The organism is Methylobacterium sp. E-012, from assembly GCF_057836545.1.
In genome coordinates this window covers 1,344,387-1,360,851 of the sequence record NZ_JBYQEY010000001.1, presented here as the reverse complement: position 1 = coordinate 1,360,851, position 16,465 = coordinate 1,344,387, and the positions used below count along the sequence as shown (strand labels likewise).

The window sequence follows — 16,465 nt, the reverse complement described above, 5'->3', positions numbered from 1 at the left end:
CCGATGATCACACCACGCTGATGGATGCGCGCGGACACCGGGCCGGGCGCTGATCAGGCGTGAAGATTTGGTGAGGACCACGGTTTCACGTGAAACATCTGTAAACCATGACCCTCACCGCCGCGTACGGCGCGTTCAGCGCCGCACCGGGACCGGCCCGTTCATGCCCGGCCAGTCGGAATAGCCGTTGGCCCCGCCGCCGTACCAATAGGCCTTCGGCGCCTCGGCGATGGGTGCGCCGGTGGTGAACCGCGCCACGAGATCGGGATTGGCGAGGTAGGAACGGCCGAAGCTGAACAGATCGGCCCGGCCGGCGGCCAACTCCTTCTCGGCGAGATCGAGAGTCAGCCCGTTGTTGCCGATATAGGCGCCCTTGAACCGCCGGCGCAGGGCCGCGAGGTCGACGCCCTCCGGCGCGTCGCGCGTCTGCTGCGTCACGCCCTCGATCGCGTGGACGTAGAGGAGCCCGAACCCGTTGAGCGCGTCGATATAGGCCCCGTAGGTGGCGTTCGGATCGGAATCGAGCGGCGTCTCACCGGGCTGGGTCGTGGCGGGCGAGATCCGGATGCCGACACGGTCGCCCCCGCCCCAGACCTCGGTCACCGCCTGGACGACTTCCAGCGGGAAGCGCAGGCGGTTCTCGATGGAGCCGCCGTAGCGGTCGGTCCGCCGGTTGGTCGAATCGCGGACGAATTGCTCCAGGAGGTAATTGTTGGCCGAGTGGATCTCGACGCCGTCGAACCCGGCCCGTTTGGCGTTCTCGGCCGCCCGGCGGTAATCCGCCACGATGCCCGGGATCTCGTCGGTCTCGAGGGCGCGCGGCGTCACGTGGGGTTTCATGCCCTCGCGGGTGAAGGCGGTTCCCTCCGGCCGGATCGCCGAGGCCGAGACCGGGGGCTTCCCGCCCGGCTGCAGGTCGGGGTGCGAGATCCGCCCGGTATGCCAGAGCTGGAGGAAGATCAGCCCGTCATTCGCGTGGATGGTCCGGACGATCCGCGACCAGCTCTCGACCTGCGCGTCGGACCAGATCCCCGGCGTGTACGCGTAGCCCACGGCCTGGGGCGAGATGTTGGTCGCCTCCGCGATGATCAGGCCGGCACTCGCCCGCTGGCCGTAATAATCGGCGGCGAAGTCCGGGGGCACGCCGTCGTCGTTCGAGCGGCTGCGGGTCAGAGGCGCCATCACGACGCGGTTCTTGAGGCGCAGGCCACCGATGGTGACGGGCTGGAGGATCGGGCTGTTCGGCATAGGGACTCGCAAAAAGGGCTCGGCGATATGGGCTGCGGAGCGCGGGCGCCCGAGGACGGCACCCGGACCGCCCCGCATTCTGACGAAGGGACGGAGAACCCTGCCGCCAGGCTGACAACCGGTGTGGACCGGGTGCGGGTTCCGCCTGGGGGCGCGGCTGCGGCGTGCCGGCCCGCATCGGGACGAAGCGCCGCTGCACCGGAACTTGGCCGTACCAGACGGGGCTTACCCTCCGAGACGGCCGCGCGCGGCCCTCACCCCGATCCCATCTGGAGCTCCTCGCCATGAAGGCACTGTGCTGGCACGGCCGAAACGACATCCGCTGCGACACGGTCCCGGATCCGGTCATCGAGGATCCCCGCGACGTGATCATCAAGGTCACGAGCTGCGCGATCTGCGGCTCCGACCTCCACCTGATGGACGGGCTCATGCCGACCATGAAGAGCGGCGACGTGCTCGGCCATGAGTTCATGGGCGAGGTCGTCGAGGTCGGTCAGGGCTTCACCAAGTTCAAGAAGGGCGACCGGATCGTCGTGCCGTTCAACATCAACTGTGGCGAATGCCGGCAGTGCAAGCTCGGCAACTTCTCAGTGTGCGAGCGCTCGAACCGCAACGCCGAGATGGCCGCGGCGCAGTTCGGCTACACGACGGCCGGGCTGTTCGGCTACTCGCACCTCACCGGCGGCTATGCGGGCGGCCAGGCCGAGTATGTGCGCGTGCCCATGGCCGACGTGGCGCCGATGAAGGTGCCGGACGGCATGGACGACGAGTCGGTCCTGTTCCTCACCGACATCCTGCCCACCGGCTGGCAGGGCGCCGAGCATTGCGAGATCCAGGGCGGCGAGACCATCGCGATCTGGGGTGCGGGGCCAGTCGGCCTGTTCGCGATCCAGTCGGCCAAGATCATGGGGGCCGAGCGCATCATCGCCATCGACACGGTGCCGGAGCGCCTGGCGCTGGCCCGGAAGGCCGGGGCCACCGACATCATCGACTTCATGAACGAGGACGTGTTCGAGCGCATCAAGGAGATCACCAAAGGCCAGGGCGCCGACGGCGTGATCGACTGCGTCGGCATGGAGGCGAGCGGCGGCCATGGCGGCCTCACCGGCATGCTCTCCGCCGTCCAGGAGACGCTGACCGCCACCGAGCGGCCCTATGCCCTCGCCGACGCGATCAAGGCGGTCCGGCCCTGCGGGATCGTCTCGGTGCCGGGCGTCTACGGCGGCCCGATCCCGGTCAATATGGGCTCGATCGTGCAGAAGGGCCTGACCCTGAAGAGCGGCCAGACCCACGTGAAGCGCTACCTCGAGCCGCTGACCAAGCTGATCCAGGAGGGCAAGATCGACATGACCAGCCTGATCACCCACCGCTCCCACGACCTCGCGGACGGGCCGGACCTCTACAAGGCCTTCCGGGACAAGACGGATGGCTGTGTGAAGGTCGTGTTCCACCTCTGAGGCGCCGGAGCCGTTCCCGATCGCATCGCGACCGGGAACGGCTGTCGGTCCGCGTTCCGTCGCGTGCCCCCCGGCGGGTGCGCTCCGGGCGGCGGACCACCGGGCCCGGCACATGGGCGCGGGACAGCGGTTGCACCCCTTTTCCGCGACGCGCGAGACCCGGCGGCATCGCCCTGACGGTGCCGGCCCGGGCGCGTCCGGCAGCGGTCCGATCGGTGGGCCGCAGCGATCCTCGATCTGCAATCGGCACAGATCTGATCTCCGGTGTTCGAAGACGGGGCCCAGCCCACCGGACACTTTAACCAGCCGTTACAAATTATATAGACAGATTTGCATTTCTAAAATGAGGAAACTCTCCTCAAAATCAAATAATAAGTAAAACAACGACTTCATTTTTGCGATCAATCGCCCGCGATCTATTTAAAAGCGAACAAAAGCGATAGAAAATCTTGTACCCAGAAGAACAAAAACGACGTAAGAGGGCAGCCGTTCCGTCTGGTTCGTAGACATTCGGCAAGCAAGCGACAGCCACCAAGCGGGGGAGCGCACTGTCAAATGGCGATTTTTTCTGATCGGTGGACGGCCTCGAAGCTCGACGCCTTGGACCGGTCTCAGGCCGTGATCGAGTTCGGGGTCGACGGGACGATCCTGACGGCCAACAAAAACTTCTGCGACGCGCTCAACTACCGGATTGAGGAGATCCGCGGCCAGAAGCACGCGCGCCTGGTCGATCCGACCTATCGCGACAGCGCGGCGTATCGGGAGTTCTGGTCGGCGCTGCGGGGCGGCGTGTTCCAGGCGGGCGCGTTCAAGCGTATCGGGAAGGACGGCCGCGAGGTCTGGCTGCAGGCCACCTACAACCCGGTCCTCGGCCGCGGCGGCAAGCCGGTCCGGATCGTCAAGTTCGCCAGCGACGTCACCGAGCAGGTGATACGCACGATCGCCTACGAGGGCCAGATCAACGCCATCAACCGGTCGCAGGCCGTGATCGAGTTCGGGGTCGACGGGACGATCCTCACCGCGAACGACAACTTCCTCACCGTGATGGGCTACCGGCTGGAGGAGATCGTGGGCCACCGCCACAGCCTGTTCATCGAGGCGACCGAGCGCGACGGTGCCGCCTACCGGACCTTCTGGAGCCGTCTGGCCAGCGGCCACTACGAGCTGGCCGAGTTCCGGCGCGTCGCCAAGGACGGGCACATCGTCCACATCCAGGGCTCGTACAATCCGATCTTCGACCGGGACGGACGCCTCCTCAAGATCGTCAAGTTCGCCACCGACGTCACCGCCCTGGCGCAAGACCGCGACCGCCGCGCCGAGTTGCAGGGTGTCATCGCCCGCGACCTGAACGCCATCGCGGAGGCCTCCGCGAACGTCTCGCAGCAGGCCGGACAGGCGGCAGGCGCCGCGACGGAGGTCGGCAGCGAGATCCAGGCGGTCGCGTCCGGGGCCGAGCAGCTCGCCACCTCGGTCACCGAGATCAGCAGCCAGGTGGCGCAGGCGTCCGAGATCTCCGGCCGGGCCGTCGATCAGGCCAGGAACACGCAAACGATCATCGGCGGCCTCAGCGCGGCGGCCACGCAGATCGGCGAGGTCCTGGCGCTGATCCAGAGCATCGCGGCGCAGACGAACCTCCTGGCCCTCAACGCCACCATCGAGGCCGCCCGCGCGGGGGATGCGGGACGGGGCTTCGCGGTAGTCGCCGCGGAGGTCAAGGCCCTGGCCGACCAGACGGCCCGGGCGACCGAGCAGATCGGGACCCAGGTCGCCGGGACCCAGGAGGCCACCCGGGAGGCCGTGACGGCGATCGGCACGATCCAGGCCACGATCGTGCGGCTGAACGCGGTGGCGGGGGCGATTTCATCGGCCGTCGAGGAGCAATCCGCGGTCACGCGCGCGATGTCGGCGAACATGCAGACGGCCGCGCAGGGGGTCGGCGCGATCGCCAGCGGCCTCGGCGCCATCGCCCATTCGGCCCGGGAGGCGGACCAGGCCACGCAGAAGCTGCGCACCGCCGCCCAGAGCTTGGCTTAACCGGACGCGCGGAGGCGGCGCACCGTTGACGGACCCGCGCCCCGCGCCGACAAGGGCGCGGGAGTCCGGGCGCGGCCAAGGCCGGGCCGCGGTCCGGACCGGCGGGACGCGCCATGTGCAATCTCTACAGCCTGCGCACCGGACCGGCGGCGCTGCGCCGCGCCCTCGGAATCGCGCAGGACCGCACCGGCAACCTGCCGCCGCTGCCGGCGATCTTCCCCGACCAGATGGCGCCGGTCGTCCGGACCGGCGAGGCCGGACGGACCCTCGCGATGCTGCGCTGGGGCATGCCCGGTCCGAAGGCGTTCGGCGAACCCCTGGTCACCAACGTGCGCAACGTCGGGAGCCCGCATTGGCGGCCCTGGCTGGGGGTCGGCCATCGCTGCCTCGTGCCGGCCACCGCCTTCAGCGAATATGCCGACACCAAGCCGCGCAAGACGCCGGTCTGGTTCGCCCTCGGGGCGGACCGGCCGCTCTTCGCCTTCGCGGGGATCTGGCGGCCCTGGACCGGCATCCGGGGGACGAAGCGCGAGAACCCGGATCGGGTCGAGGCGGAGCACACGCTGTTCGCCTTCCTGACCACGGAGGCCAACGGCGTCGTCGGACCGGTTCATCCCAAGGCGATGCCGGTCCTGCTCACGACACCGGAGGAATGGGCGACCTGGCTCGAAGCGCCGGCCGCGGAGGCGCTCCGCCTGCAGCGCCCGCTGCCGGATCCGAAGTTGCACGAGGTGGCCCGGGGGGCGCGGTCGGACGGGCCCGACCCGGAGGCGGAGGACGCGCCCTGAACCGCGGTCGGCCCGGCCCTCACCCGCCCGCACGGCCCGTGGCGGCCGCGGCCGTCACTGAACCGGGTCGCCGTGCCGTCCCTGCAGCAGGCGGATGGCCTCGCCCAGCACCGTGTGGAGGTCCGCCGCGCCCTGTGGACTGAGGGGCAGGCCGACCCGCTGGCCGTGGATCGTGTCGAGCACGACCACGGCGAGATCCTCGCCGATCAGCAGGTTGGGCTGGGGCAGGCAGAGCGGCAGGACGAAATCGCCCTCCACCTCGCCGAGGATGTCCACCGCGTCGGCGGGGCGGAAGGGCGGCTTCGTCTCGGTCATAGCGGCTCCCCTCCGCGATCCCGCTCCGGCAGGCGCAGCGACCGGACCGTGAGCCTGTCGATCTCCAGCGACCCGACCTCCAGGGCGCCGATCCGGGCGCGGCCCACGGAGAGACGGCCGATGGCGAAGGCCCCGAGCGCCACCGCGCCGAAGGCCACCACCCCGAGGGCCAGCGCGCCGATCGCCGAGGCGCCCACCGCCCCGGCCCCGACGGCGCCGGCGCCGAGCACCGCCGCATCGCGGGCGAGCGGGGCGCCCGGCGGCCCGCTCGTCGTCTCAAGCACCCTCGATGCGCGCATGTGCGACCCTCTCACGGCCGGTGGGAGACCCCGTATACCCGACGTTAACCGGGTTTTCACGTTAACCGGACGACGGTGAAGCCCGATCCCGGCCGGCCCGGACCGCCCATCCATCCGCCCGAGAGGACGCCGCCGTGTCGCACCTGTTCCCGGCCATCGCGATCTTCGCCTTCGGTTGCCTGCTGATCCACGTGGGGCGCGCCTATGCCCGCGCCACCACTCTGATGCTCTCGGCCACCGCGCTGATGCTGAGCGTGGCCCTGGGCACCGTGGTCTGCCAGCGGATCGGCGTTCCGGGCGGCCGGGCCGCGCCGTCCCTGGCGGCCGCCATGGGTCCCAGTCAGTAGAGCCGCGTCCGGTAGGCCTCGGCGATCGACGCCTCCGCATCCGCGACCTCCGCGGCCGCCGTCTGCTCGGCGAGGATGCGGCCGAGGCTCGGGAAGGTGCTGCGCGCGACGTGGCGCGCCGGATCCCAGAGGCCGGCGCGGATCATCGCCTTGCCGCAGTGGAAGAACGCCTCCCGCACCTGCACCACGAGTCCCGCCGCCGGGACCTTGCCCTCGGCGGCCAGGGGTTCGAGCAGCGCCGGATCGCGCGTCATCGCGGCGGTGCCGTTCACCCGCAGGGTCTCGTTGATCCCCGGCACCAGGAAGATCAGCCCGAGCCCGGGGCTGTCGAGCAGGTTGACGAACGTGTCGATCCGGTTGTTGCCGCGCCGATCCGGGATCACCAGGGTGCGCGGGTCCGGGACGGCCACGAAGCCCGGCGCGTCGCCCCGGGGGCTGGCATCGACGTTGCCCGCGGCATCGGCGCTCGCCACCACCACGAACGGCGACAGGGCGATGAACCGCCGGGCGTAGGCGTCGAGATGGTCGAGCACCTTGCGGGCCGCCAGGGGCCCGACGGCGCCGAACTGCGCGCGCAGCGCCGTCGCATCGGAGGTCGCGGAGGGATCGGGCGTTTCGGCGTCCATGGGTACCTCGTCGCCCCCCCGACTCGCCCGGTAGGGGCGGCCGCGTCAAGGGCGATCAGGGCCAGACCCGGATCGCCACCGGGCGGCGCAGCAGGTCCCGGTCGGAGGTGATCGTGCAGCCCTCGGTCCGCAGGCTGGCATAGGTCAGGAGCGCCGAGTCGCCGACATCGTCGAAATTGCGCCCCCGTGCATCCGGGTCGAGGAGCGACGGGTAGGCGATCAGCGGCCCGGTCGCCGTGCAGGGATCGTCGTAGAGGGTCGCGCCCGCGACGAGCAGGCGCGGGCTGTCCCAGGCGATCAGGTCGCGGGAGCTGGTCCAGTAGAAGCCGGAGCGCGCGAAACCTTCGCCGGCCTTGGCCATAAAGACCGCGATCCAGGCGCCGCTGGCCCGGTGGCGGACCACCGCCCCGACCGGACCCGGGAACGGCCCCACCGGCCGGCAGGTGGCGGGCCTGGGCGCCGGCGCCCGGTAGGGATCCGGGAAGGCGGCGGTGAAGCCGGTGCCGGTCCAGGCGCGCCAGCGGGTCGGGTCGGCGGGATCGTCGCTGCGGAACAGGCAGACGCCCGCCTCCTGGTCGCTGCCGGGGCGGGTCCAGCCCGTGGTCGAGGCCATGACATAGCGCCAGCGCCCGTCCGCGACGATGTTCGAGGGGTTGAAGAAGCCCCGGTGCCGCCCCTGGTCGACCTCCTGCCGGAACGGGGCGCCGGCCACCACCACCGGCGGGCTCTGCCGCGTGAAGCCGCGCCCGCCATCGGTCGAGGCGGCGGCGGTGATCGTGTTGTACCAGCAGGCCATGTAGGAACCGGCCGGGCAGCGGCCGGGATGCTCGTTGGCCTGGTATTCGTGGTGCAGGAGCGCGGCGACGCGGGTGCCATCCTCGGTCCAGGTCGCGGTGATCCAGGACCGGTCGTCATAGGCCGCCGGATCGGACTTCTCGCCCGAATCGAGCACCACTGTGCAGTCGATCGTGAGATGGCCGAGATCCGGGCCCCGGAGCGCCCGGTTGCGGTAGTGCAGGCCGTAGAGCGCCACCGCGCCGGACGCATCGCGAAAGGCGCGCGCCGGCGCATCCGGGACATCGGCCCCGTCGCAGGCATCGCGCCCGGCCTTGAAGACCGGCGACGGCGGCCCGACCAGCGTCAGGGCGGTCAGGGGCGGCTCGGAGGCGGCCCGGGCCGCCGGGGACAAGAGCAGGGGGACCACCAGGACCGTCGCGGCGCGCAGGCCGGGACGCAGCCGGCTCCCTCCCCTCTCTGCGGGGGCGGGTGGGCCGGCCGTCAGGCCGGGTCGGGGGAGGGGAGCGCGGGTGCCGGAGCGGTCGCCCCGAGAGTTCAAAATGGCAGCGTCGCGCGGCCCCTCTTGCGGGACTTCGTCCCGCCCCGCCCGGCTTCCGAGGGTCCCCTCCCCCGCCGGAGGGGGCGGGAGAAGCGGCGTCGCCGTGAGCACCCGCCTGGTCAACCGATACGCCCAGCCCATGGTGGTCATCCGGGTGCGTCCCGGCCGCGCCTGGACAAAGCGCCCGAGATTCGGTTGAGAACCGTTACAGAGTGCTTGCCGTCCGGCCGCCGTCCGAAAGTTCCTCATGCTTCTCCTAATCCTCGGGCTCGTGCTGTTCCTGGGCACGCACGCCTTCTCGATGGCCCGCCACCGGCGCGCCGCGATCGTGGGCCGGATCGGCGAGAATCGGTACAAGCTCGGCTACACCGCCCTGTCGCTGCTGGGGCTGGTGCTGGTCGGGATCGGCTTCCACGATTACCGGCTCGCCGGCTACATTCCGGTCTGGGACCCGCCGGTCTGGACGCGCCACCTGGCGCTGACCCTCGTCTGGCTCGCCTTCATCTGCCTCGCCGCCGCATATCTGCCGGGCCATATCCGGGCGAAGGCCAAGCACCCGATGCTCCTCGCCGTGAAGATCTGGGCGACCGCGCACCTCCTCGCCAACGGCGACCTCGGCTCGATGCTCCTGTTCGGCGGCTTCCTGGCCTGGGCGGTGGCGGCCCGGATCAGCGCCAAGCCCCGGGCGCTGGCCCCCGGGGCGGTGGTGGCCCAGCACGGCGGCGCCGTCGCGGCCCCGATGGGCTGGCGCAACGACATCCTCGCCCTGGTGATCGGCACGGCCGCCTGGTTCGTCTTCGCCCGCTACCTGCACTACCCGCTGATCGGCGTTTCGGTCTGGCCGGGGACCGCCTGAGACGCGCCCTGTCGCCATCGCGGCCCCCGTGTGTTAGGCGCGGGGCCCGATCGAGGTACGAGGTGGCCCGCTGAAATCATGCGGGCCGGGACATGATGGCCGAGAACAACGAGTTCCTCCGCGAGGTCGACGAGGATTACCGCCGCGACCGGATCCTCCAGATCTGGAAGCGCTACAGCGGCGTGATCATCGCGCTCGCCGTGCTCGTGGTGGCGGGCGTCGCCGGCTGGCGCTACTGGCAGAATCAGCAGCGCGTGGCCGCCGAGACCGCCTCGGTGCAGTTCGACGACGCCAACCGCCTGGCCCGGGACGGCAAAGTCGCCGACGCCGACAAGGCGTTCGACGCCCTGGAGGCGCAGGGCCCTGCGGGCTACCGCCTCCTCGCCCGGTTCCGCGCGGCGGCCGAGACCAGCAAGCGGGACCCGGCGGCGGGGGCCGCGGAATTCGACACGCTCGCCGGCGATACCGGCCTCGGCGATGGCCTGCGCGACCTCGCGCGCCTACGCGCCGCACTGCTGCGCCTCGACGGGCCGAACCCGGATCCGGCGCTCGCCAACCTGCAGGGCTTGGCCGCCGGCACCCCGTTCCGCCACACCGCCCGCGAGATGCTGGGCCTCGCCGCCCTCAAGAAGGGCGACTACGAGGAGGCCGGGCGCTGGTTCGACCAGATCGTGGCCGATCCCGACACCCCCCGGAACCTGCGCGAGCGCATCGAGGTCTACGCGGCGATCGTCGCGGGCGGCCCCGTCACGGTGACCGAGGCCAAGCCCGAACCCGCCGCCCCGCCCCCGCCGATCACACGCTGATTCGCTTCGGACTTCGAGACACACCATGGACATGCCGACCGTCGCGATCGTCGGGAGGCCGAACGTCGGCAAGTCGACCCTGTTCAACCGCCTTGTGGGCAAGAAGCTCGCGCTGGTCGACGACCGCCCGGGCGTGACCCGCGACCGGCGGGAGGGCGACGTGACCTTCGGCGGCCTCCGGTTCCGGGTGATCGACACCGCCGGCCTGGAGGAGTCGGACGCCGCGACCCTCATGGGCCGGATGCGGATGCAGACCGAGGCGGCGATCCTCGCCGCCAACGTGGTGCTGTTCGTCATCGACGCCCGCGCCGGGGTGCTGCCGGCCGACCAGCCCTTCGCCGAGCAGGTGCGCCGCGCCGGCTGCCCGGTCATCCTGATCGCCAACAAGGCCGAGGGCGGCACCGGGCTTGCCGGGGCCTACGAGGCCTTCACCCTCGGGCTCGGCGACCCGATCCCGTTCTCGGCCGAGCATGGCGAGGGCCTGGGCGAGCTGCACGAGGCGCTGAAGGGCGCCCTGCCCCAGACCGACGACGAGGACGACGCCGACGCGGACGCCCCCGGCGGCCGCGCCCTAAAGGTCGCCATCGTGGGCCGGCCGAATGCCGGCAAGTCCACCCTGATCAACCGCATGCTCGGCGAGGATCGGCTGCTGGTCGGCCCCGAGGCCGGCATCACCCGCGATTCGATCTCGCTGGACTGGGAATGGCGCGGGCGCCGGATCAAGCTGCACGACACCGCCGGCATGCGCCGCCGCGCCCGGATCGACGACAAGCTGGAGAAACTCGCGGTCTCGGACGGGTTGCGCGCCGTGCGCTTCGCCGAGGTGGTGGTGGTGCTCCTGGACGCCACGATCCCGTTCGAGAAGCAGGATCTGACCATCGTCGACCTCGTGGAGAGCGAGGGCCGCTCCCTCGTGATCGGCCTCAACAAGTGGGACCTCGTCGCCGACCAGCCGGGCCTGCTCAAGCAGCTGCGCGAGGATTGCACCCGGCTGCTGCCCCAGGTGCGCGGCGTCGCGGTGGTGCCGCTCTCGGGGCTGGCCGGCGACGGCGTCGACAAGCTGATGCAGGCGGTGGTCCAGGCGGCGGAAGTCTGGGACAAGCGGATCTCGACCTCGCGCATCAACGACTGGCTGAACGAGGCGACCTCGCGCAACCCGCCCCCGGCGGTGTCGGGCCGGCGGATCAAGATCCGCTACGCCACCCAGGTGAAGAGCCGGCCGCCGCATTTCGCCCTGTTCGGCAACCAGCTCAACGCCCTGCCGAAATCCTACACCCGCTACCTAGTCAACGGCCTGCGCGAGGCGTTCGAGCTGCCGGGCACGCCGATCCGCCTGAGCTTGCGAACCTCGCAGAACCCGTTCGACAAGGGCTGACGGCGGCCGAACGGCAGGATCCCCGGCACGTCCGCATCAACGTCAGCGGGCCGCTTCGGCGATCCAGTCCACGGCCGCCGCGAGGGCGGCGCGCTCGTCCTTCCCGTCGGCCAGCGCGGCCTCGTACGCCGCGACCTGCCCGTCCGCGCTGGTGCCGTCCGCGACGATTGCCCGGGCACGGGCGACATCCGCGGTGCAGGCAAGCGCCGTGGCGTCCTCCGCCACCAGGGCGAGCAGAGCCTCCAGGGCCTCGGGGAACGACACCGCTTCCGCTGTTGCCTCGTCGATCAGGCTCGCGCGCACGCCGCTGTGCTGGGCCCGCCACAGGTTCTCCGAGGCCAGCGCCCGCGAGACGCTGGTCAGGCCGGCATTGAGTTCCGGCCGGCGCACGCACAGGCGCACGAGGCAGCGGTACAGAGCGGCGACGCACAGGCAATCGTCGAGGCGGGTGCAGGCATCGGCGATGCGCAGTTCCAGGGTCGGGAACTTGATCGAGGGGCGCAGGGACCACCATAGAAAGCTCGCATCGGCAATGGCACCCGAGCGGGTCATGATATCCACGAACCGCGCGTGGGCGGCCGCGTCGGCGAAGAGCTCGGGCAGGCCGGTGCGGGGCAACTCCCCGAACACGCTGAGCCGGTAGGCCATCAGCCCGGTCGCCTCCCCCTGCCAGAACGGCGAGGAGGCCGACAGCGCCAGCAGCAGCGGCTGGAACGGCAGCAGCCGGTTCATCAGGTCGACCCGCGCGTCGGGGTCGGGCACCTCGACATGGACGTGCATGCCGCAGATCAACGCCCGCCGGGCCGCGATGCCGACATCCGACAGGATGCCCTGATAGCGCGCGCCGTCCGTGGCGGTCTGGCGCGACCAGCGGGCGAGCGGGTGGGTGCCGCAGGCGATCAGGCTGAGACCGTTCTCCGCCGCGATGCCGGCGAGTTGCGCCCGCTGCCCGCCCAGGTTTTCTCGCGCGGCCTGCGCATCGTCGAGGGGCGGCGTGCAGAGCTCGACCTGGGCGGCGACCAGTTCGCGCCCGGTCTCTGGCAGCTCCGCCTTCACCCGGGCGTGGAAGCCGGCCAGATCGCCCCGGGGCGTGCCGCGGGTCTCGGCATCGGCGAGGAAGTATTCTTCCTCGATGCCGAAGCGGTAGCTATGGGCGCTCATCTGCGTCTCCGGCCGGCCATCGCACCCACATAGCAGCAGCAGGGTTGGTTTCGACGGTGGCGCGACGACCTATCCGGCAACGACCGGAAGGCCGAGGGTGCGCGCGACGGCAGCCATCTTGTCGTCGAACGTCGCCAACGTTGCGGAGACGCGCCGGCACAGGGCGATGTTAAGGGCATCGGGCGTCCGAAGCGTGATGTCGAGGCGGCGCAGGAAGCTTGCAGCGGCCGCCGCATCCGTCGGGCCGAGGTCGACACGCTCGGCGACCGTGTCGCTCCAGCCGTCGAGATCCGCGAAGGTCATCCGTGCACGTTCGGCAGCGATCTCGCCCGTTCGCACCCGACGGCCGAGGGCGGACGCGAATTCCGCCGCCGCGAAGTTGCTGACCACGGGGATGGGCGCCAAGGCCCGGAAGAGCGCGTCGGCGCGTGCCGTCAGCGGGTCGTCCGTCAGCAGGGCGACCAAGACCCGGGCGTCGAGGTCGGCCCTCACCACTCGTCGTCGCGAAGGGCGCAGACCAGCGGCCCGGCATCCTGCACGGGTGCCCGCATCGGCACGCGCCGCAGGGCGAGCCAATCCAGGTCTTCGGCGGTGATCGGACGTCCGGCTCGACGGATCGGGCTCAGCGTCGCCACCGGTCGCCCGTCACGCGTGATCACGACGCCCTCGCCCGCGAGCGCGCGGTCGATCAGGTCCGTGAGGTTTCGCTCCGCGTCCTGGACGCTGTGCTCGCTCATACCCGATGATAGGAAGCGCGCCGGAGCCCTGTCCAGAGATTCAGGCTGTCCGCAGCGCCCCGCCCACCAGCCAGGCCGGGTCGAACCAGCGGTCGGCCTCGCCGTCGTAGGGCAGGCGGGTGATGTCCCAGTTCTGGATGTACTTGGCGTAGACGTTCCACACCGCGATGCCGCCGCCGACGAAGATCCGCCGGCCCGGGTAGCGCGTGAGCACCGCTTCCGGATCCTCGTGGCTGCGGATCACGTCGATGGTGCGGTCCTTGAAGGCGAAGTCCGGGACCGAGGCCACGGTCTTCGGCCCGGCGATCAGCACGTGGCCCATGGTCAGCGCGAAGAAGCGCGTCACGTCCTCCACGAACAGCGGGTCGGTGTTGCCCTCCCAGGGCAGATGCCCGTTCAGGCCGAGCTGGCCGCGCAGGCCGATCGCACAGATGCAGCGGACGTCGATCATATGTTTGGTCCGGTTCGCCAAGCCAGCGCACCACGCGGATCCCACCCATCCCCTCATCCTGAGGTGCTGCGCAGCAGCCTCGAAGGAGGGCTCCAGAGATCGCGCGCCACCTGGAGGGCTCCTTCGAGGCCCGCTGGCGCGGGCACCTGAGGATGAGGGTGTTGGGTGGGATCAGGTGTTGCGCAACAACAGGTCAGGTCATTCGGGCGCGCGGAACTGCAGCACCCGGTCGGTGGGGAAATCGTAGAGCTTGCCGGTCTCGCTCCAGTCCGGCGCGGCCAGCCGCACGAAGTGGGGGGCGAGGTCCTCGGGCGTCTTGAGCGTCTCGGGATCCTCGCCCGGCATGGCCGAGCGGCGCATGCCGGTGCGCAGCGGCCCCGGGTTGAGCAGCATCGTCCGGATGGCGGTGCTCTCGTTCTCGGCCGCATAGGTGCGCACCAGCGCCTCCAGCGCGGCCTTCGAGACCGAATAGGGCCCCCAATAGGCCCGGCATTTCGAGGCCGCCCCCGAGGAGACGAAGATCGCCCGGCCGGCATCGGACATGCGCAGCAGCGGGTCCAGCGAGCGGATCAGGCGCCAGTTGGCGGTGACGTTCACGTCCATCACCTGGCCCCAGACCTTCGGGGTGATGTGGCCGATCGGCATGAGCGCGCCGAGGAGGCCGGCATTGCCGACCAGGATGTCGAGGCGCTTCCAGCGCTCGTTGATCGCCGCACCGAGGCGGTCGATCGCCTCGTAATCGGCGAGGTCGAAGGGCACCAGGGTGGCGCTGGAGCCGGCCGCCCGGACGGCGTCGTCCAGCTCCTCCAGGGCGCCGACCGTGCGGGCCACCGCGATCACGTGGGCGCCGGCCCCGGCGAGCGCCAGGGCGGCGGCGCGCCCGATGCCGCGGGATGCGCCGGTGACGACCGCGACGCGGCCTTCGAGCTTTCTCTGAGGATCAGCCATGCCGTGGACCTAGCGCATTTCAGCGCCAGGAGGGCCGAAAAATTCCGGTTTCAAAAGGTCCGTGACCTTTTGCGGGGGCGGGGTGGGCCCGTGCAAAGACCCAGGGGCTCCGCCCCTGCACCGCGCCAAAGGGCTTGCCCTTTGGGAACCCCGTCTCGCGAGGTCAGTCCGCCTCGGCCAGCATGGCGAAGCGCTTCGGGCCGGCGATGGAGAGATCGGTCAGGCCGGTCGGGTAGTCGCCCGTGAAGCAATGGTCGGTGTATTGCGGGCAGGCCGAATCCCGCGCCTCCTCGCCCATCGCCCGGTAGAGGCCGGGGATCGACAGGAAGGCCAGCGAATCCGCGCCGATATACCTGCGCATGCCCTCGAGGTCGTGGGTCGCGGCGAGCAGCTTTTCCCGCTCGGGCGTGTCGATCCCGTAGAAGTCCGGATAGGTGATCGGCGGCGAGGCGATCCGGAAATGCACCTCGGCGGCACCGGCCTCGCGCATCATCCGGACGATCTTCACCGAGGTGGTGCCGCGCACGAGGCTGTCGTCGACCAGCACGATGCTCTTGCCTTCGATCGCCGCGCGGTTGGCCGAGTGCTTCATCCGCACGCCGAGTTCGCGCACCGACTGGGTCGGCTGGATGAAGGTCCGGCCGACATAGTGGTTGCGGATGATCCCCATCTCGAACGGGATGCCGGTCTCCTGGGCGAAGCCCAGCGCCGCGGGGACACCGGAATCGGGCACCGGCACGACGATGTCGGCGGCCACCGCAGCCTCGCGGGCGAGTTCCCGGCCGATCGCCTTGCGCACCGCGTAGACGCTCTTGCCGTTCACCACCGAATCCGGCCGGGCGAAATAGATGTACTCGAAGATGCACGGCCGCATCGGCATCGCGTCGGCGAAGCGGATCGACTCGACGCCGTCCTCGGAGATCACCACGACCTCGCCGTTCTCGACGTCGCGGATGTAGCGGGCGCCGATGATGTCCAGCGCGCAAGTCTCGGAGGCCAGCAGGTAGCGGCCGTCGAGCTCGCCCAGCACCAGCGGGCGGATGCCCAGCGGGTCGCGGGCGCCGATCAGCTTCTTGTTGGTGAGCGCCACGATGGCGTAGGCGCCCTGGATCGCCTGCAGGGCGTCGATGAAGCGCTCGACGATCCGCGGCTTCCGGGAGCGGGCCGCGAGGTGGAGGATCACCTCGGTGTCGGAGGTCGACTGGGTGATCGCGCCGTCGCGCACGAGGTCCCGGCGGATCGACAGGGCGTTGGTGAGATTGCCGTTATGGGCGACCGCGAGGCCGCCGCTGGCGAGTTCGGCGAAGAGCGGCTGGACGTTGCGCAGGATCGTCCCGCCGGTGGTCGAGTAGCGCACGTGCCCGATGGCGGCGCGGCCCTTGAGGCGGGCGATGGTCTCGCCGTCCGAGAACGAGTCACCCACGAGGCCCGGGCGCCGCTCGGAATGGAACACCGAACCGTCGAAGGAGACGATGCCGGCCGCCTCCTGACCCCGGTGCTGCAGGGCGTGCAGGCCCAGAGCCACGATGGCCGAGGCCTCCGGATGGCCGAAGATGCCGAAGACGCCGCACTCCTCGCGGAGCGTATCGCCGTCGAGATCGAAATCGGCCTGCGGGTTGGCGGCGTGTGACATGCTGCGGTCGATCCCTCACGGGTCCCGGCGGCGACGGGCCGGCGCGCC

18 protein-coding genes are annotated in these 16,465 nt (G+C 70.8%); 7 read left to right on the top strand and 11 right to left on the bottom strand.

The features are described from left to right. Positions 1 to 135 precede the first annotated feature (135 nt). Positions 136 to 1,248, bottom strand: a complete 1,113-nt coding sequence (locus tag AC3IF1_RS06430; protein ID WP_489216643.1) for an alkene reductase — start codon at positions 1,246 to 1,248, stop codon at positions 136 to 138. A gap of 284 nt (positions 1,249 to 1,532) precedes the next feature. Here AC3IF1_RS06430 and AC3IF1_RS06425 point away from each other — a divergent pair, with 284 nt between their 5' ends. The 3 genes from AC3IF1_RS06425 (at position 1,533) to AC3IF1_RS06415 (ending at position 5,527) form a co-directional block, all read left to right on the top strand. Continuing rightward, positions 1,533 to 2,705 carry a zinc-dependent alcohol dehydrogenase gene (locus AC3IF1_RS06425; protein ID WP_243969058.1) on the top strand — a complete coding sequence of 391 codons (1,173 nt, stop codon included), beginning with the start codon at positions 1,533 to 1,535 and terminating at the stop codon, positions 2,703 to 2,705. Between the two features lie 555 nt (positions 2,706 to 3,260). Beyond that, positions 3,261 to 4,739, top strand: a complete 1,479-nt coding sequence (locus AC3IF1_RS06420; RefSeq protein ID WP_489216640.1) for a methyl-accepting chemotaxis protein — start codon at positions 3,261 to 3,263, stop codon at positions 4,737 to 4,739. Between the two features lie 113 nt (positions 4,740 to 4,852). Further along, positions 4,853 to 5,527 carry an SOS response-associated peptidase gene (locus AC3IF1_RS06415; RefSeq protein WP_489216638.1) on the top strand — a complete coding sequence of 225 codons (675 nt, stop codon included), beginning with the start codon at positions 4,853 to 4,855 and terminating at the stop codon, positions 5,525 to 5,527. Between the two features lie 54 nt (positions 5,528 to 5,581). On the opposite strand, the gene AC3IF1_RS06410 is transcribed toward AC3IF1_RS06415, so the two are convergent. After that, positions 5,582 to 5,842, bottom strand: coding sequence for a hypothetical protein (locus tag AC3IF1_RS06410; RefSeq protein ID WP_243969064.1), 261 nt, complete (start codon positions 5,840 to 5,842; stop codon positions 5,582 to 5,584). Further along, on the bottom strand, positions 5,839 to 6,141 hold the full coding sequence (locus AC3IF1_RS06405; protein WP_489216635.1) for a hypothetical protein: 303 nt from the start codon (positions 6,139 to 6,141) through the stop codon (positions 5,839 to 5,841). The genes AC3IF1_RS06410 and AC3IF1_RS06405 overlap by 4 nt, the downstream gene beginning before the upstream one ends. Positions 6,142 to 6,275: 134 nt before the next feature. Between AC3IF1_RS06405 and AC3IF1_RS06400 the strand changes: the two genes are divergently transcribed. Next, positions 6,276 to 6,488 carry a hypothetical protein gene (locus AC3IF1_RS06400; protein WP_489216633.1) on the top strand — a complete coding sequence of 71 codons (213 nt, stop codon included), beginning with the start codon at positions 6,276 to 6,278 and terminating at the stop codon, positions 6,486 to 6,488. On the opposite strand, the gene AC3IF1_RS06395 is transcribed toward AC3IF1_RS06400, so the two are convergent. Next, positions 6,482 to 7,114, bottom strand: coding sequence for a pyridoxamine 5'-phosphate oxidase family protein (locus AC3IF1_RS06395; RefSeq protein ID WP_489216631.1), 633 nt, complete (start codon positions 7,112 to 7,114; stop codon positions 6,482 to 6,484). The genes AC3IF1_RS06400 and AC3IF1_RS06395 overlap by 7 nt on opposite strands. Positions 7,115 to 7,169: 55 nt before the next feature. Beyond that, positions 7,170 to 8,321 (bottom strand): hypothetical protein, encoded by a 1,152-nt coding sequence (locus tag AC3IF1_RS06390; protein ID WP_489220332.1) that lies wholly within the window; start codon positions 8,319 to 8,321, stop codon positions 7,170 to 7,172. Between the two features lie 376 nt (positions 8,322 to 8,697). Here AC3IF1_RS06390 and AC3IF1_RS06385 point away from each other — a divergent pair, with 376 nt between their 5' ends. The 3 genes from AC3IF1_RS06385 (at position 8,698) to der (ending at position 11,487) form a co-directional block, all read left to right on the top strand. Then, complete coding sequence (locus tag AC3IF1_RS06385) at positions 8,698 to 9,306, top strand: NnrU family protein (RefSeq protein ID WP_489216629.1); 609 nt, start codon at positions 8,698 to 8,700, stop codon at positions 9,304 to 9,306. Between the two features lie 95 nt (positions 9,307 to 9,401). Further along, positions 9,402 to 10,112 (top strand): tetratricopeptide repeat protein, encoded by a 711-nt coding sequence (locus AC3IF1_RS06380; protein WP_489220331.1) that lies wholly within the window; start codon positions 9,402 to 9,404, stop codon positions 10,110 to 10,112. A gap of 25 nt (positions 10,113 to 10,137) precedes the next feature. Beyond that, complete coding sequence (gene der, locus AC3IF1_RS06375; RefSeq protein ID WP_489216627.1) at positions 10,138 to 11,487, top strand: ribosome biogenesis GTPase Der; 1,350 nt, start codon at positions 10,138 to 10,140, stop codon at positions 11,485 to 11,487. 42 nt (positions 11,488 to 11,529) lie between these two features. Here the strand turns inward: der and AC3IF1_RS06370 are convergent, their stop codons facing one another. The 6 genes from AC3IF1_RS06370 to purF form a co-directional block, all read right to left on the bottom strand. After that, entirely contained in the window at positions 11,530 to 12,648 is a 1,119-nt protein-coding gene (locus AC3IF1_RS06370; protein WP_489216626.1) for a carboxylate-amine ligase, read from the bottom strand. Positions 12,649 to 12,717: 69 nt separating this feature from the next. Further along, positions 12,718 to 13,140: a type II toxin-antitoxin system VapC family toxin gene (locus AC3IF1_RS06365; protein ID WP_489216624.1), complete on the bottom strand. Its 423-nt coding sequence runs from the start codon at positions 13,138 to 13,140 to the stop codon at positions 12,718 to 12,720. Next, positions 13,137 to 13,385 (bottom strand): type II toxin-antitoxin system Phd/YefM family antitoxin, encoded by a 249-nt coding sequence (locus AC3IF1_RS06360; RefSeq protein ID WP_489216621.1) that lies wholly within the window; start codon positions 13,383 to 13,385, stop codon positions 13,137 to 13,139. Before AC3IF1_RS06360 ends, AC3IF1_RS06365 begins: the two co-directional genes overlap by 4 nt. A gap of 40 nt (positions 13,386 to 13,425) precedes the next feature. After that, positions 13,426 to 13,836, bottom strand: coding sequence for a dihydrofolate reductase (locus tag AC3IF1_RS06355; RefSeq protein ID WP_489216619.1), 411 nt, complete (start codon positions 13,834 to 13,836; stop codon positions 13,426 to 13,428). Between the two features lie 198 nt (positions 13,837 to 14,034). Then, a complete protein-coding gene (locus tag AC3IF1_RS06350; RefSeq protein ID WP_489216617.1) occupies positions 14,035 to 14,784 on the bottom strand; it encodes an SDR family NAD(P)-dependent oxidoreductase in 750 nt (249 codons plus the stop codon). Between the two features lie 163 nt (positions 14,785 to 14,947). Then, positions 14,948 to 16,417: an amidophosphoribosyltransferase gene (gene purF / locus AC3IF1_RS06345; protein ID WP_243969085.1), complete on the bottom strand. Its 1,470-nt coding sequence runs from the start codon at positions 16,415 to 16,417 to the stop codon at positions 14,948 to 14,950. Positions 16,418 to 16,465: the final 48 nt, after the last annotated feature.

Bases quoted from the DNA above. Each gene is read 5' to 3' on its own strand.
- AC3IF1_RS06430 (WP_489216643.1), bottom strand. From the start codon at position 1,248: ATGCCGAACAGCCCGATCCTCCAGCCCGTCACCATCGGTGGCCTGCGC.
- AC3IF1_RS06425 (WP_243969058.1), top strand. From the start codon at position 1,533: ATGAAGGCACTGTGCTGGCACGGCCGAAACGACATCCGCTGCGACACG.
- AC3IF1_RS06420 (WP_489216640.1), top strand. From the start codon at position 3,261: ATGGCGATTTTTTCTGATCGGTGGACGGCCTCGAAGCTCGACGCCTTG.
- AC3IF1_RS06415 (WP_489216638.1), top strand. From the start codon at position 4,853: ATGTGCAATCTCTACAGCCTGCGCACCGGACCGGCGGCGCTGCGCCGC.
- AC3IF1_RS06410 (WP_243969064.1), bottom strand. From the start codon at position 5,842: ATGACCGAGACGAAGCCGCCCTTCCGCCCCGCCGACGCGGTGGACATC.
- AC3IF1_RS06405 (WP_489216635.1), bottom strand. From the start codon at position 6,141: ATGCGCGCATCGAGGGTGCTTGAGACGACGAGCGGGCCGCCGGGCGCC.
- AC3IF1_RS06395 (WP_489216631.1), bottom strand. From the start codon at position 7,114: ATGGACGCCGAAACGCCCGATCCCTCCGCGACCTCCGATGCGACGGCG.
- AC3IF1_RS06385 (WP_489216629.1), top strand. From the start codon at position 8,698: ATGCTTCTCCTAATCCTCGGGCTCGTGCTGTTCCTGGGCACGCACGCC.
- AC3IF1_RS06380 (WP_489220331.1), top strand. From the start codon at position 9,402: ATGGCCGAGAACAACGAGTTCCTCCGCGAGGTCGACGAGGATTACCGC.
- der (WP_489216627.1), top strand. From the start codon at position 10,138: ATGGACATGCCGACCGTCGCGATCGTCGGGAGGCCGAACGTCGGCAAG.
- AC3IF1_RS06370 (WP_489216626.1), bottom strand. From the start codon at position 12,648: ATGAGCGCCCATAGCTACCGCTTCGGCATCGAGGAAGAATACTTCCTC.
- AC3IF1_RS06360 (WP_489216621.1), bottom strand. From the start codon at position 13,385: ATGAGCGAGCACAGCGTCCAGGACGCGGAGCGAAACCTCACGGACCTG.
- AC3IF1_RS06355 (WP_489216619.1), bottom strand. From the start codon at position 13,836: ATGATCGACGTCCGCTGCATCTGTGCGATCGGCCTGCGCGGCCAGCTC.
- AC3IF1_RS06350 (WP_489216617.1), bottom strand. From the start codon at position 14,784: ATGGCTGATCCTCAGAGAAAGCTCGAAGGCCGCGTCGCGGTCGTCACC.
- purF (WP_243969085.1), bottom strand. From the start codon at position 16,417: ATGTCACACGCCGCCAACCCGCAGGCCGATTTCGATCTCGACGGCGAT.